The 15,259-nt window shown below is 49.2% G+C and carries 15 protein-coding genes; 7 read left to right on the forward strand and 8 right to left on the reverse strand.

The features are described from left to right. Positions 1–236 precede the first annotated feature (236 nt). Positions 237–1,367, reverse strand: a complete 1,131-nt coding sequence (locus AAC007_RS14840; protein WP_339677815.1) for a PilT/PilU family type 4a pilus ATPase — start codon at positions 1,365–1,367, stop codon at positions 237–239. A gap of 259 nt (positions 1,368–1,626) precedes the next feature. Between AAC007_RS14840 and AAC007_RS14845 the strand changes: the two genes are divergently transcribed. Beyond that, the gene (locus tag AAC007_RS14845) at positions 1,627–3,360 is read left to right on the forward strand and encodes an HD domain-containing phosphohydrolase (RefSeq protein WP_339677817.1); all 1,734 of its coding nucleotides are present in this window, start codon (positions 1,627–1,629) and stop codon (positions 3,358–3,360) included. A 394-nt stretch (positions 3,361–3,754) separates the two neighbouring features. On the opposite strand, the gene ilvA is transcribed toward AAC007_RS14845, so the two are convergent. Continuing rightward, positions 3,755–5,272, reverse strand: a complete 1,518-nt coding sequence (gene ilvA / locus AAC007_RS14850; RefSeq protein WP_295874870.1) for a threonine ammonia-lyase, biosynthetic — start codon at positions 5,270–5,272, stop codon at positions 3,755–3,757. A gap of 102 nt (positions 5,273–5,374) precedes the next feature. Then, the gene (locus AAC007_RS14855; RefSeq protein WP_339677819.1) at positions 5,375–5,578 is read right to left on the reverse strand and encodes a hypothetical protein; all 204 of its coding nucleotides are present in this window, start codon (positions 5,576–5,578) and stop codon (positions 5,375–5,377) included. Positions 5,579–5,705: 127 nt separating this feature from the next. Between AAC007_RS14855 and rpiA the strand changes: the two genes are divergently transcribed. Beyond that, entirely contained in the window at positions 5,706–6,377 is a 672-nt protein-coding gene (gene rpiA / locus AAC007_RS14860) for a ribose-5-phosphate isomerase RpiA (RefSeq protein WP_339677820.1), read from the forward strand. A gap of 146 nt (positions 6,378–6,523) precedes the next feature. Here the strand turns inward: rpiA and AAC007_RS14865 are convergent, their stop codons facing one another. Further along, the gene (locus AAC007_RS14865; protein WP_295874862.1) at positions 6,524–7,183 is read right to left on the reverse strand and encodes a fumarylacetoacetate hydrolase family protein; all 660 of its coding nucleotides are present in this window, start codon (positions 7,181–7,183) and stop codon (positions 6,524–6,526) included. Between the two features lie 32 nt (positions 7,184–7,215). Further along, entirely contained in the window at positions 7,216–8,625 is a 1,410-nt protein-coding gene (locus tag AAC007_RS14870; protein ID WP_295874860.1) for an FAD-binding oxidoreductase, read from the reverse strand. A gap of 92 nt (positions 8,626–8,717) precedes the next feature. Between AAC007_RS14870 and serA the strand changes: the two genes are divergently transcribed. Together serA and AAC007_RS14880 are read left to right on the forward strand one after the other, a co-directional pair. Then, positions 8,718–9,944, forward strand: coding sequence for a phosphoglycerate dehydrogenase (serA, locus tag AAC007_RS14875; protein ID WP_295874857.1), 1,227 nt, complete (start codon positions 8,718–8,720; stop codon positions 9,942–9,944). Positions 9,945–9,969: 25 nt separating this feature from the next. Continuing rightward, complete coding sequence (locus AAC007_RS14880) at positions 9,970–10,341, forward strand: hypothetical protein (RefSeq protein WP_295874856.1); 372 nt, start codon at positions 9,970–9,972, stop codon at positions 10,339–10,341. A 172-nt stretch (positions 10,342–10,513) separates the two neighbouring features. On the opposite strand, the gene AAC007_RS14885 is transcribed toward AAC007_RS14880, so the two are convergent. From AAC007_RS14885 to AAC007_RS14895, 3 genes are all read right to left on the reverse strand, one after another. Then, complete coding sequence (locus AAC007_RS14885) at positions 10,514–11,143, reverse strand: DUF998 domain-containing protein (RefSeq protein WP_295874854.1); 630 nt, start codon at positions 11,141–11,143, stop codon at positions 10,514–10,516. Between the two features lie 80 nt (positions 11,144–11,223). Continuing rightward, the gene (locus AAC007_RS14890) at positions 11,224–12,171 is read right to left on the reverse strand and encodes an alpha/beta hydrolase (RefSeq protein WP_295874852.1); all 948 of its coding nucleotides are present in this window, start codon (positions 12,169–12,171) and stop codon (positions 11,224–11,226) included. Positions 12,172–12,250: 79 nt separating this feature from the next. Further along, entirely contained in the window at positions 12,251–13,018 is a 768-nt protein-coding gene (locus tag AAC007_RS14895) for an SDR family NAD(P)-dependent oxidoreductase (RefSeq protein ID WP_295874849.1), read from the reverse strand. 177 nt (positions 13,019–13,195) lie between these two features. On the opposite strand from AAC007_RS14895, the gene AAC007_RS14900 reads away from it, so the two are divergent. The 3 genes from AAC007_RS14900 to mscL all read left to right on the forward strand — a co-directional run bounded on the left by AAC007_RS14900 (position 13,196) and on the right by mscL (position 15,252). Continuing rightward, positions 13,196–14,263, forward strand: coding sequence for a nitronate monooxygenase (locus AAC007_RS14900; RefSeq protein WP_295874846.1), 1,068 nt, complete (start codon positions 13,196–13,198; stop codon positions 14,261–14,263). Between the two features lie 38 nt (positions 14,264–14,301). Beyond that, complete coding sequence (locus AAC007_RS14905; protein ID WP_295874843.1) at positions 14,302–14,691, forward strand: hypothetical protein; 390 nt, start codon at positions 14,302–14,304, stop codon at positions 14,689–14,691. Between the two features lie 105 nt (positions 14,692–14,796). Continuing rightward, positions 14,797–15,252, forward strand: a complete 456-nt coding sequence (gene mscL, locus AAC007_RS14910; protein WP_339677822.1) for a large-conductance mechanosensitive channel protein MscL — start codon at positions 14,797–14,799, stop codon at positions 15,250–15,252. The last annotated feature ends 7 nt before the right edge of the window (positions 15,253–15,259 follow it).

Raw genomic sequence — 15,259 nt, forward strand, 5'->3', positions numbered from 1 at the left:
ATGCCTTAGCCGAGATTGCAAAGGATAAATAGAGTGGGGTTTATTGAGCGCTTACTTTATTTTCATAGTAAATCCACGACCTAATACAAGAAGGTGCATTACTCCGAACATGTATAGCTATGGCTAATTCCCTGACTAATATAATTTAGCCACTATTCTAATTAAAAAATATAACTTAGAGCCTCTGCTAATTAAATGAATCTTTATGCAGGGATGACTCAATTAAATTAGTAGCCTTAGTGATCTTCAGGAAAACGTGCCCCCTCCGCATCTATTTGTAGAGATGGTGCATCATCTGTGGAATGCTTTTCCGACAGGCGGATACGTAAGGCAAGATTTGTATGGGAATCCGCGTTGTGAAGCGCCGTTTCTAAAGTAATCCTACCAGACTCATACAAATTGAATAACATCTGATCGAAAGTGTGCATCCCAGATTCATTACCTTTGCCCATAGCATCTCGAATTTCATCCACACGACCATGCTGAATTAAATCGGATATATGTGATGAGAGAAGTAATAACTCTGTACAGAGCGCTCGATCGCCGTCTATCGAAGGCACTAATCGCTGAGCAACAACTCCTTTTAAATTAAGCGACAAATCCAGAAGAAGTTGTTTATGAGCCTGTTCCGGGAAAAAATTTAGTATGCGCTCAATCGCTTGGTTCGCATTATTCGCGTGCATTGTTGCTAAACATAAGTGCCCAGTTTCAGCGTAAGCTATTGCGTGTTTCGCCGTTTCAACATTGCGAATTTCTCCGATCATAATGACATCGGGGGCTTCTCGCATTGCGTTGACCAATGCGTCGTCAAAGGTTTTTGTATCAATCCCAACTTCACGCTGATCCACAAGCGATCTCTTGTGCGGAAAAAGAAATTCAATTGGATCTTCAATAGTCAGAATATGGCCATCCACATGCTCGGAGCGGTGTCCAATCATGGCGGCAAGCGTGGTGCTTTTACCTGAGCCCGCGGCGCCAACAACTAACACCAAACCGCGTTTGAGCATAACCAAATCACCGCATGGCTTGGGCAAACCGAGCTGAGTAAATGAGGGAATTTTTGATTTTATTAGGCGGGCAACAAGGGCAACTTCACCGCGCTGATAGTAGACGTTTATCCTAAAACGAGCCAACCCCGAAACTGAAACAGAAAGATTTGCCTCGAAGGTTTCCTCAAAATCAGAGGTTTGACGATCTGTCATTATCTCGTAAGCCATTTGTTTAACTTCACCAGGCTCAAGTATTCCAGTCTTAACGGGATGTGTAATACCGTTGATTTTAACGTGAGGGGGAGCACCGCAAGTTAGAAACAAATCTGACGCTTCCTTCTTAACCATTAAGCTAAATAGCTCATGAATATCCTGCATATACGCCCCCAAATAAGTAAGCCATAAAAAGACCAAGCCCCTTCATCATACAAGTCTGCCTAGGCTTCAACCATAGGGAAATCACAAATGAAGCGAGACACAAAAATCGACTTTGTGAATTAGAAGCTAACACGAAGTGCCTGTTTTAGAAAAAATAAGTAATCTCCCATCTCCCTTTATTGTATTTCGCCTAAAAACATAGCTAATTTATTGTTTTATGCTATATATGCACAGATGGTAGTAAGCGGCGATACGTGTCATGGCAGACAAAAAGAGGCTTAAGAAGCCGAAGTCAGGGAAGCTAGAGCCTGATGATTTATATGCGATTATAAATACATCGAAGGACTTTCATTGGATTCTTGACGAAGACAGGATCGTAAGATTTGTCAACGCCAGCTTCGACTTGGGATTCGAGCCCGATGAAATTGTCGATACGCCATTCATTGAGTACCTACACCCCGAAGACCTAAAATCCGCACAAAATTTCCTTGAAGAGCTACGAGCGAACCATACGCCATCGCTCCGCTGCAACTGGCGAATACGCTCAAAAAAAGTAGGCTGGGTAGCGGTGGAAGCTTGGGGATCTCCCCTGCCGCAAACCAGCAACATGACAGGGTCAGTTTTACATATGACCGATGTTTCACTTCGTTCTAACATCGCTGAAAATTCAAATTTAACCAAACAAGCTCGAAATCTTCTAGAGATCGCAAATTTTCTTCCCGATGTTTTTTGGATTACAGAGTTAAAAACCAATACTGTCCAGTATATTAGCCCCGGCTATGAGCGGGTGTGGGGAAAATCCTGTGCAAGCCTTTATGAGGACGCAGATTCTTTTTTGTATTCAATTCATCGCGACGATATATCTAGGGTAATCCAAGCTCGCAATAATCGATTCCAGCACAAGAGCTATGAAGTGGAGTTTCGAATTGTTCGACCCGACGGTGAGGTTAGGCATATTTGGGCTCACGGCCATACACAAATAAATTGCAGCACAAATGAGACTGATCGGTTTATTGGGATCGCAACAGACATTACCGAAAGAAAGCAAAATGAATTAAATTTGCGTCTTTTTAGAAAACAAATAGACGGCGCTAACGATATTATGATTTTGCTAAATGCGGCGACGTTAGAAGTAATTAACATAAACGACCGAGGCTTAAGCACCCTAGGCTATACCGTAGAAGAGATATTGAACACACCGTTTAATAGTATAACCGCCTCCAACCGCGACGCCTTGCTTTTAAAATTAAACAATCGCGACATGGGAGCGCCCTCGATTAGGTACGAAGACGAGCTTATTTGTCGCGACGGATCAACTTTCCCCGTCGAGATTAACGTAAATATAGTGTCGACTGATTTAGAATATCTATATGCCGCAATACGTGACATTTCAGATAAAAAGCGTCTTGCGGATAGCATGAGATCAACCGTCTACGCCCTGGCAAGTGCGCTGGAAACAAGAGATTTGTATACGTCTGGACATCAAGAACGAGTAAGTCTACTCGCTGCAGCAATAGCTGAATTATTGGGTTTGCCACCCGGGGTCATTCAAGGCTTAGAATTGGCCGCAACGGTTCATGACATTGGGAAAATAGCCGTTCCCTCTCAAATACTTTCAAAACCAGGTCGATTACTGCCACCGGAGTTCGAGTTAATCAAACTGCACGCGCAGACCGGTTACGATATCCTAAGTAAAGTCGACTTCCCCTGGCCCATTGCCAAGATAGTTCAGCAACATCATGAACGATGTGATGGGTCGGGTTATCCATTAGGCCTTTGCAAAGACGAGATATTGATTGAGGCCAGGATTATTGCCGTCGCAGATGTGATTGAGGCAATGACCTCTCACCGCCCATATCGACCGGCTCTCGGCATCAATGCCGCTCTAGATGAAATTAAACGTGGCCGCGGAAAAATCTACGATGAAACAGTTGTAGACACCGCACTATCATTGCACTCTCTGGACAAACTAATGCCTTTGATAGCTTGCTAGTAAAAGAAGTTGTAGACACGTAAATTAATTAACAACGGCTCACACCGCAAAGCCCACAAAATTTTCAAACACACGCGCAAAGCAGCCTTGGCTAGTCAAGACGCAGAGCGCCAGCCTATCTGTCTCAAACATGTAGTAGAACACTTCTCAGACTTAAATGCTTTTAAGGAAAGCGTAAACACGCTTTCCATTTCTGCTAGGGAGCTTGAGAGATCCTCCACTTTCGAGTGATATCTTATCTGAGCATCAATGAATCACAAATCGACAAGCTTAGATGCCCCCACTAATTACAGCGCCACCCCGTGAAATACTTTCCTCCAAAAAAATAGCCCTCACAAGGAGAGCCATTTTTTCAACGCAATGGATAAGCTACAACACCTACACCAAACTCCAGCTAACTCAAAAACAATTGATACGCAGGATTGTCGCTTTCTTCATGGTAGGGGTAGGCTAGCTTATCTAAGAACGATTCTATTTCTGATCGCTCTTTTTTGTCCGCCTGTAAACCCACTAATACCCGACCATAAGCCGCGCCGTGGTTGCGGTAGTGGAATAAGGAGATATTCCAGCGATTGCCGAGTTTGGTCAAAAAGTTCATCAAGGCGCCGGGGCGCTCGGGAAATTCGAAGCGGTATAGCAATTCATTTTTTACCGCCGCAGGTCGGTGCCCACCGACCATATGGCGAATATGCAGTTTCGCCATTTCGTTGTCGGTAAAGTCCGCTACGGGGTATTCCATTTTTTGCAGCGTTTCGACCAATTCCTGCCGGTCACCGCCACCCGCTGCCACCGAGATGCCCACAAAGATTTGGGCATCGCGGTCATCACCAAAGCGGTAGTTAAACTCAGTGATATTGCGCTTACCCAAGGCACCACAGAACTTTTTAAAACTGCCGGGACGCTCAGGTATAGTGACGCTTAAAATTGCTTCGCGCTGCTCGCCAATTTCGGTGCGCTCGGCGATATAACGCAGGCGATCAAAATTGGTGTTGGCGCCGCTGTCTATGGCCAGCAATGTTTGACCACTGCAGTCATTTTGCTCTGCGTATTTTTTCAAACCCGCCAAGGCCAACGCACCAGCGGGCTCGGCAATCGAGCGGGTATCGTCAAAAATATCTTTGATCGCTGCGCAAATTTCATCGGTGCTTGCTGTTATTACGCCATCGATGGTTTTACGCAAAACACGGAAAGTCTCTTTGCCAATTTGCGCAACGGCAACGCCGTCAGCAAACAAGCCGACTTCTGGCAGAATAGCGCGCCGGCCTTTTTCCATCGCTAATTTAAGGCAGGCTGCGTCTTCTGGCTCTACCGCAATTACTTTGACTTCGGGGCGTACATATTTGATATAGGCCGCCACGCCCGCCGCTAAACCACCGCCGCCAACAGGGACAAACACTGCGTCGAGTGGACCGGTAACTTGGCGAAGAATTTCCATGCCCACGGTGCCCTGACCCGCAATCACTTCTGGATCGTCGTAGGGATGAACGTAGACCATGCCTTTTTCTTCTACTAACTTCTTGGCGAAACTTGATGCCTCGTCGTAGGTGTCGCCATGCAACACAACTTTGCCACCGCGCGCGCGCACCGCATCGACTTTAATTTGCGGGGTGGTTCTTGGCATAACGATTGTGGCTTTTACGCCGAGCTTTAGTGCAGAAAGCGCAAGACCCTGAGCATGGTTACCGGCTGAGGCGGCGACCACACCTTTGCTGCGCTCCTCCTCAGTCAGGCTCATCATTTTGTTGTAGGCGCCGCGCAGCTTAAATGAAAAGACCGGCTGCAAATCCTCACGCTTTAACAAAATTTCATTGCCCAAGCGTTTGCTCAGCAGGGGCATATAATCAACCGGCGATTCGATAGCAACATCGTATACGCGGGCTTTGAGGATTTTTTTGATGTAACTCTGTGGCATAACTCTGTGCGGCCTCCATTGCTACGCTAACAACAGCGCAAAAATTCAAGCTGGCAAGTCTACCGCGTCTACAGCCAAAGCGCAGCAAGACCGCGAAAACAACTAGCTGCCACCCCCGCAGCCACAGCCACGCCACTCGGCCATATCCGCTAAGGTCATCAGCTCTTCGGCGGGAGAATCGCCATGCTCAAAGGCCTTTTTGTGCCCATCGCCCTCGCTTGAGACCAACCACGCTAAATCCTCGGCAATCGCGAGCCGCTTGAATTCGTCAAACCATACCTGGTAACTTTTATAATTTGAATTCATACCCCACTCCCATGTCTAAAGGGCAGTTAAACAAGTAACGAGCAAGACGGCCGCTCGCAATTAGCGCTCGTGAATTTTATACTTGCCCGCAAACCCCGCCACCAGCGTACAACAGCAAAGGCCGACAATGACACAAGATGAGCTAAAACTTGCGGTAGCCCAAGCCGCAATAGACCACATCAAGCCCGCCATCCTCGACGGCGAAATTATCGGTATTGGCACCGGTTCCACCGCCAACTTCTTTATCGACCTTTTAGCGGAATTTAAAGACGACATAAAAGGGACAGTCGCTAGCTCGGAAGCCTCTGCGCAGCGTTTACGCAAGCACGGTATCGACGTACTCGAGCTGAATTCCACCGGCACTATCGCGGTCTACGTTGACGGCGCTGACGAGGCCAATGATCGTCTGGAGTTAATTAAAGGCGGCGGCGCAGCCCTCACCCGTGAAAAAATTGTCGCGGCGGCCAGCAAGGAATTTGTGTGTATTGCCGACGGCAGCAAATTGGTTAATCAACTCGGCGCGTTTCCTCTCCCTGTAGAAGTCATCCCCATGGCCCGCAGTTACGTGGCGCGGGAACTGGTTAAACTCGGCGGCAATCCGGTTTACCGCGAAGGCGTAGTCACCGACAACGGCAACATTATTCTCGACGTCTACGACTTTATGATCAGCACGCCGCGCACAACCGAAGAGGCGATTAACAATATAACCGGCGTAGTCACCAATGGACTGTTTGCCTGTCGGCCAGCAGATGTATTGTTATTAGGAACGGCGGAAGGTGTAAAAACGCTGAAGGCGTAAGGGGCGAAGTCGGATGTCGGATGTCGGATGTCGGATGTCGGATGTCGGATGTCGGATGTCGGAAAATTTCTACATATACGCAGGCACTGTCAAATGCCGCTTTTGAATTTTCGTCAGACCTCCGACGCCAGACCTCCGACCCGCCTTTAAAGCACTACCGTTTCAACCCGCAAATAATCCCCTAGCTCAGCGACTAGCTGGTCTCCCGAACTCAAGGGACCGACGCCCGCCGGTGTTCCCGTTAAGACCACATCACCGGGCATTAAGGTGAAGCTGTGACTTATTTCGCTCAGCAAGTTTTCGACGCTGAATAACATATCACCGCAGCTACCTTGCTGCTGCACGCCGCCGTTGCGCGTTAAGCGCAACGTGAGGGAAGCGAAGTCCAGGTTTTGATCGAAAGCCGCAAATTCAGATAAAGGACAGGCACCGTCAAAGGCTTTTGCGCGCTCCCACGGATGGCCTTTTTTCTTTAGCTCGTCTTGCAGTTCGCGCAGCGTTAAATCCAAGGCGAGGCCAATGCCGGCAATGGCTGCCCGACACTGATCTGGCGCCGCCTTAGTCAAAGGTTGACCAATCAACAGCGCCATTTCCAATTCATGATGGCAGGCACCAAAGCCTTCCGGCAGCGCCACGGGCTCGGTCATGGCCACCATCGCGGTCGCTGGCTTAATAAATAGTAGCGGCGAGCTAGGCACGGCATTGCCCAACTCTTTGGCGTGATCAGCGTAATTCCTGCCCACACACACCACCTTGCCCGGCGTATACGAGTATTCACTGCCTACCGCTAAACGATGACGATACATTGCTGCACTCCGTCTTACTAAACCGAGGTCTTTTAATCGAAAATTTTGCCGGGGTTCATAAGCCCCTTAGGATCAAAAACCTGCTTCACCTGACGCATTAAGGCAATTTCGGTTTCTGAACGGGAATACGGCAAATACGCTTTTTTCAGCAGACCGACGCCGTGCTCAGCCGATACGCTGCCGCCATACTTGGCGACAATCTCAAACACGCCGGTGCTGACTTTGCCGCATTTTTCAAAGAACTCATCCTTATCCATATCGTCGGGCTTAAGGATATTCAGATGCAAATTACCGTCGCCAATATGACCGAACCAAATAATTTCAAAATCGGGGTATTGCGCATCTACCAAGGTCTCAACGGCCTCTAAGAAATCAGGCACCCGCGAAATAATGGTGGAAATATCATTTTTATAGGGCGTCCATTTAGAAATAGTCTCCGAGATATCTTCCCGCAGGCGCCACAGATTTTTAAGCTGCTCCAAGCTCTGGCTCATTACCCCGTCAGTCACCCAGCCCTCTTCAACACAGGCCTCGAACAGCGCCATCGCCTGCGCCTCAACTTCCTCATTCAGACACTCAAATTCTAACAGCGCGTAATAGGGGCAGGTCGATTCAAAGGGACGCGGCACATTGCTATGGGCAACCACCTTTTGCAGAGCTTGTTCGGAGAAAAATTCAAAGGCGGTCAGATCCATCTCGGCCTGAAAGCGATTAAACAAATTCATAATGCCGCTAAAATCTTCTACCCCGAGAACAAAGGCCGTGAGATTTTTGGGAGCGCGGGTGAGCTGCATGGTTGCTTCAACAATCAAGCCCAAGGTGCCCTCGGCGCCAATAAATAGCTGACGTAAATCGTAGCCCGCATTGTTCTTTAGCAAACCGCGGTTCAGCTCCAGCATATCGCCATTGCCCGTCACCACTTTTAAACCGGCCACCCAATCGCGGGTCATGCCGTAGCGAATCACCTTGATGCCACCCGCATTGGTGGCGATATTGCCGCCAATTTGCGAGGAGCCCGCCGAGGCAAAATCGACGGGGTAAAATAAGCCACGCTCCTCTGCGAAATCTTGCAGCTGCTCGGTGATAACCCCCGCCTGACAAACCACTGTGCGATCGATGGGGTCAAAATCGCTGATATGACTCATATAGTCAAAAGACACCACCACCTCACCGCTGGCCGCTACCGCGCCACCACTTAAGCCGGTGCGACCGCCGGACGGCACAATGGCAAATTCTAAATTATTAGCCAGTTTAACCACTGCCTGAACCTCGGCTGCGGTGCGCGGAAATACCACCGCCAGGGGCGCCGGAGTGTGGGCTTTTGTCCAATCTCGACCATGGCTAAACAGGATTTCTGCGTCGTTGCGTACTTTGTCGCTGCCGACGATGGCCTGTAGCTCACTAATAATGGTTTCGGAAGACGGAATAGGGCTCGCCGACATGGTAAAAATGCCTCTCTGAATCGCGCTTAGAAAAGGCGGATATGATACCATACTGCGCTTTCACTGTACCTCAGAGTGGGGCGAGCAATCTCATGGCAAAAACATCCCTCGACAAAGCCAAAATCAAATTCCTGTTATTGGAAGGGCTTCACCAGTCCTCTGTCGATGCGCTTCACGCGGCTGGCTATACCAATATTGATTACTATCAGAAGGCCCTGCCCGACGAAGAGCTAAAACAAAAAATTGCCGACGCCCATTTTGTTGGCATTCGCTCGCGCACCCAGCTCACCCCAGAGGTATTGGACGAAGCCAAAAAGCTCATCGCCGTCGGCTGCTTCTGCATCGGTACCAACCAAGTTAATTTACAGGCGGCTACCGAGCGCGGCATTGCGGTATTTAACGCGCCCTTCTCAAACACCCGTTCAGTCGCCGAATTGGTTATTGCCGAAGCCATACTATTAATGCGCGGCTTGGCCGAGAAAAACGCCGCCGCGCACCGCGGTGAGTGGATGAAAACCGCCGTTGGCTCCTACGAAATTCGCGGCAAACGCCTTGGCATTATCGGCTACGGCTCTATCGGCATGCAGTTGTCTGTTATTGCCGAAAGCCTGGGCATGGAAGTGTGCTTTACTGACGTGGTCAATAAACTGCCACTCGGCAATGCCAGCCAAGTTAGCCTCGGCGAGCTGCTGGCGACTGCCGACGTTGTCAGCCTGCACGTGCCAGAAACTGCATCCACGCAAATGATGATCGGAGCCAGCGAATTAGCCCAAATGAAGACAGGCGCTATTTTAATTAACGCGGCGCGCGGCACCGTGGTAGATATCGACGCACTGGTCAATGTACTGCGCGATAACAAACTCGCCGGCGCGGCTATCGACGTATTCCCAGAAGAGCCACGCAGCAATAACGATGAATTTATTTCACCGCTGCGTGAGTTCGACAATGTGTTTTTAACACCCCACGTTGGCGGCTCAACGGTAGAAGCCCAGCTTAACATCGGCATGGAAGTCGCCGACAAACTGGTGAAATACTCAGACAACGGTACCACCACCTCGTCTGTCAACTTCCCAGAAGTGGCACTGCCTGCGCATCCTGGTAAGCACCGTATTCTGCACATTCACCACAATATGCCCGGCATACTCAGCTCCATTAACCAAATCTTTTCCGACAACAACATCAATATTTGCAGCCAATACCTGCAAACCAGTGAGAAAGTCGGCTATGTGGTCATGGATATCGACGAAGGCTCAAGCGAGTTCGCTGTCGAAAAACTACTAGACGTAAAAGGCACAATTCGCTGCCGCGTACTGTTCTAAATTCATCAAGGAAGCACTGTCGACTATGGCTGATATACTCTCTCCCGAACTCGCCGCGCTGATAGACAAGCGCGCCCTAGTCGGCATCAGCTATTTCGACATTAACGGCGATGCCCTTCAGCAAAGAATGCTGGCGGGCACCGTTGTTAGAGTCACTGCAAAAGACGGCATCACGCTGCGCCAAAACGATGACGAAGAATTTACCCTGCCCTCATCAATGGCGTCGTGGTTTCACGCCCCCGCCGGCAACTACAAAACCGATAGCAACGAAGCGATAAGCAATCCCGATTATTTAGTTACCTGGGATGTGCACCGCTGCCAAGATATGGACAAGCCCGAGGGCGAACATCAGTGGTGGGAATGGATGGCGAATACCACGCCACCGTCGGTGGGTTAAGCTTCCGAGCTCTGCAAGGTACTTAAACCAAAAGCATTCGCTTACGCTCACATGGATCCCCGATCGGTGTCGGGGATGACAGTGGTTTTTGCACAGCCCGATACAAGCGGAGGATGGCAGTGGTTTAGTTTAAACAAACCTCTATTGCGACCATAAGCCCTACCGCAACTTATCAACTACGGCTACTATTCCGCTTAAATAAAACATACGCTAGCCCCGCAACCCAGACAACAGAGGCACCATAATTAAGACGCTGGTAAAGGCCAAAACCTAAACCGGATTCAATAGCTAAAATCATAGGCGGCAATACGACAATGGCTAATAGGGTGCATAGCAGAGAAAAAATACCTAAGGCTTTAGACTCTACTAACTTCGGCCCTAAATGCACCCATACACCACTGGCTATAACAAGCGAAAGAAACATCACCAAGCCAGATAGGTTATGAATTATCTGAGACTCAGAAGGCCTTTGAGGGTTGCACCCAACGTCACATGAGAAATAACCAGCCGTAATACTGCCCACTCCGTGTATAACAATTAAGACTCCTGTAAATCTAGCGAGTTTTGAGTACGGAAACTCCTTAATTATAGAAGTACCAAACAATGCAAACAGAACACCGAGGGGGTAATTATTAATCATTGGCGAAATGAGATGAGTCGGCGCGCCAATCGCGCCAAGCTCACTTAAAGCTTGGTTGAACTGGCTATATCCTGGATACAATGCGCCCGCAACAGTTACGCCAACTATCAACCAGATTGGGGTTAAGATACCAGATAAGAATCCTAAGTTTTTAAATTCCATTTTCAACGCGCACTCCTTTGTACTTTCTTACTTAGCAACCAAAGCCACACGAATATCCTATGTGGCGACTCCCGAGCCAATTAAAGATAATCATCACAAGCTTGCCATAACTGCTCGCGGTAAACCTCGCCCTCTTTTGCGAGATGATGCCTGGCACCCGGTACGTGCACGATCTTCGCATTGGGAAACTTAGCTTGGATGCGCGGCAGGTTGTAACGCCACTCGACGGTTTCGTCTTGATCGCCCTGCAAAATCATTAACGAGCTGGACACCGGTTGTTGTCGATGGAACCATGTCTGCCATTTTTTAAGTGCGCCCACCCAGCTCAGCGGTAAAAACCGAGCTTGCAGTGGGTCGCGCTCTCGTAAAAATTCTAAGAATAATTGATCGTCGGAATTGTCGGCAAATTTGCGCGGCAGACTATGTATAAAATATTTTAATAGGCTATGCGCAGGTTTGCCCCACCACCAATCGCAGGGCTTTAACAATGGAGCCAACAGCACCACACGTTCAAAGTCCGCGTCGCCACCACTGAGCAAATGTGACATAAGTACCGCGCAGCCCGTACTTTGCGCCAAACCAACACGCCGTGCTGGCAAACCAAAATCTGCAACTACTTTAAAGGCATCACTCAGCACTTGCCGGTAGCACATAAAGTCATCAATGGCGGCGCGCTCACCGGTCGACAAACCATGACCGGGTAAATCGTAGGCCACAACGGAATAGCCATGTTTTAAAAAATAATTAATTACATTATTAAAAAGACCTACGTGATCGTAGTAGCCGTGATATACAAAGGCGGTACTGTGAGCATCCGCCAAATTAAACACTTGTATGGCAATGCGCTCGCCCGCACTGTCAAAGGCGCCGAATAAGTGGGTCAAGCCGGGATAGCTATCTTCAAAATTTATATCGTAGTAACGGCTGTATTCTAATGCCCATTCAATATCTGAAATTTTGCTATCCACCGCAATGTTCGGTAGCGACGGCAAGGCAAGCGGGTCGAAATTTGGCGACCAAGTAGTCAACGTTAATTGCTCCAAAAATTTATTTACCGCGCATTAAAAACACAATTACGCGACACAGTCGGCTGGAAAAATAAGGCATTTAAAGTAGCCCAGCAGCCTGCGCCATCAAACCTTTATTCGCTAAATCTCTATTATTTTCAGTAAGACACATCACCGCCTCACTCGACGAATCCATATGCGCAATACTCGCCGCAGCAACGTCCGCAGCGCTCATCCATAATTCATCTGGTACTTTGCTGGAATCCAGTTCGGCTAAAAGTTCGCGATCACTAAAATCACTGCGGGTATAACCGGGGCATAGACACTGCACACGAATACCATCGGCCTTCACTTCCTGCTGCAATGCCTGTGAAAACAAGTTTAAAAAGGTTTTGCTGGCCCCGTAAACAGCGGAATTTTTTACCGGGAAAAAGCTACCCAGCGAGGATACGTTAATGACCGCACCACGCCCCGCCTCTTTCATATACGGCAATGCGGCACGGCTCAGCGCCAAGGTCGCATTGCAGTGCAAATTAACCATGGCCATTTCGATGTCTAAATCAGACTCTGCAAATTTTCCATAGCTCGCAAAGCCAGCATTGTTAATTAATATGGTCACGGGGCCTTTCTGGCGAATAGCTTCCATGACCCGGGTTACGCCTTCGGTCGTCGTCAAGTCCAAGGCGAAGCTGGTGATACTAAGGCCTGGCTGCTCTAACTCCGCAACCACCGCAGCCAACTTATCTGCGTCCCTGCCAATCAAAATTAAACCCTTACAGCGCGACGCCAATTGCAAAGCAAATGCCCGTCCAATACCCGCCGAGGCACCTGTAATTAATGCGATTTCTGTTCGCGAATGCGCGTTCATTCCCTGTCCTTTTTTCATTATCATTAAATCAGTGCGCCATAGTACCCCAGCTCTGAATCACTGCAAAACCGCAAACACCCCCTGTATAAGGTATTACTAAACGCAGATGGCATTTGTCGCTAAGTGCCACCCTGCGCTAAGCTCGCTATATTACTTTGAAGCCAAGCAGAAAAATCTATGTCCAATGTTGCGCCGCACAAACTCTCATCAGTCTTTGCTACTGACCGACCTATCGTGCAAGCGCCCATGGCGGGCATACAAGGCAGCAGACTCGCCATTGCGGTATCGAACGCCGGCGGCCTAGGCTCGCTGCCCTGCGCGATGCTCAGCGAGGAGAAAATAGAAGCTGAACTCACTCTAATCAAGAGTCAAACTGACAAACCCTTTAACCTCAATTTTTTTTGCCACACCTCTCCGCAGGCTGACCCAACAGCCGAGGAGGCGTGGCGGCAATTACTCAGCCCCTACTATGATGAATTTGGCTTAGAGGTAAAGGACATAAAAGACGGGCCGGCGCGAAATCCCTTCACTAGCGCGACCGCCGATTTAATAGAAAAATTTGCCCCACCGGTAATCAGCTTTCACTTTGGATTACCCGACGCCAAACTGGTCGACCGCCTTAAATCCTGGGGCAGCAAAATACTCGCCAGCGCCACCACCGTCGACGAAGCTTTGTGGCTGGAAGCGCATGGCGCCGATGCCATTATTGCCCAAGGACTTGAAGCGGGTGGGCATAGAGGCATGTTTTTATCTGACAATATTGACGAACAAATCTCGCTGAAAGACTTACTGACCGCCATCACTCCCCTGCTACACATTCCGGTCGTAGCGGCAGGGGGCATCGGCTGCGCGGCGGACATTTCGGCGGCTATGTCGCTCGGCGCCTCCGGCGTGCAAATTGGCACTGCTTTTTTACTGTGCCCAGAGGCGGATACCAGCTCCGTTCACCGCCACGCACTGCGCAATCAACATAACGCCGAAACCGCGTTAACCAATGTTTTTTCTGGCCGTCCCGCCCGCAGTATTATCAACCGCATAATCGATGAAATAGGCCCATTCAATCCGCTCGCGCCGACATTCCCCTTAGCCGGCACCGCAATTGGCCCGCTGCGCAGTCACGCAGAGTCGCTGGCGAGTGGTGATTTCTCTCCTCTCTGGGCGGGCACGAACAATAAGCACTGCCGAGACATTCCCGCCGCACAGCTGTTAGCTGAGCTGGCAACTGGCCTAGCTCAGCGCATTTAAATAACTAATCAGCCTGCAAACAGAATGGGAAACCGCAAATGAAAAAGCTCATGATTTATTTTAGCGCCGGCAGCATTGGCGCGCTGGCAAATAGCCTCATGCTTTGGTGGGTCGGCTACTACGGCTTTACCTCGCGCTTTGATATTGCCATTGCACCGCATCTCAGCCCCGAATGGCTCTACCCACGCATTGTGTGGGGCGGCCTGTGGGGGCTGTTATTTATATTGCCCATGCTACAGTCTCGACTGTGGCTCAAAGGCTTGATCATCAGCCTTGCCCCAACTGCCGTGCAGCTTTTGTTGATTTTCCCCCAAGCAGGCAAAGGAATCGGCGGTACAGAACTGGGCATGCTCACACCGATTCTAGTGCTACTCGTTAACGGTCTCTGGGGAGTCACCGCAGCACTTAGTATTCGATTTTCTCGCTAAACACCTTGTGATTCGTTTTTACTTAGCTAACCTAACTGAGCATAAAAATCGACTTCGCACTTAACGATCGTAGTAACCCACTTAAACATGAAAAAGGACTAAGCAATGCTTGATGAATTTAAGAAATTTGCCATGCGCGGTAATGTAGTAGATATGGCTGTGGGCATCATCATCGGTGCTGCATTTACAACTATCGTCAAAAGCTTGGTAGCCGACATCATTATGCCGCCGATTGGTATTTTGATGGGCGGGGTCGATTTTGCTGAGCTATTTATAACCATAAAAGAGGGTAGCGAAATCGCTGCGCCCTACGCCACACTCGCCGCAGCCAAAGCCGCTGGCGCGGTTACGATTAACTACGGGATTTTCGTCAACGCCGTCATTAGCTTTATTATCGTCGCGTTTGCCGTATTCCTGCTGGTAAGAGCCATGAACAATATGAAAAGCAAGGAAGAGGAAGCCGCACCAGCAGAGCCCACCACTAAAGAGTGCCCTTACTGCATTAGCGCCATCCCACTCAAGGCAAGTCGCTGCCCAAGCTGCACATCAGAACTGGCCTAAGCCGCTA

Source organism: uncultured Zhongshania sp. (assembly GCF_963975605.1).
Lineage (GTDB): Bacteria > Pseudomonadota > Gammaproteobacteria > Pseudomonadales > Spongiibacteraceae > Spongiibacter > Spongiibacter aquimaris.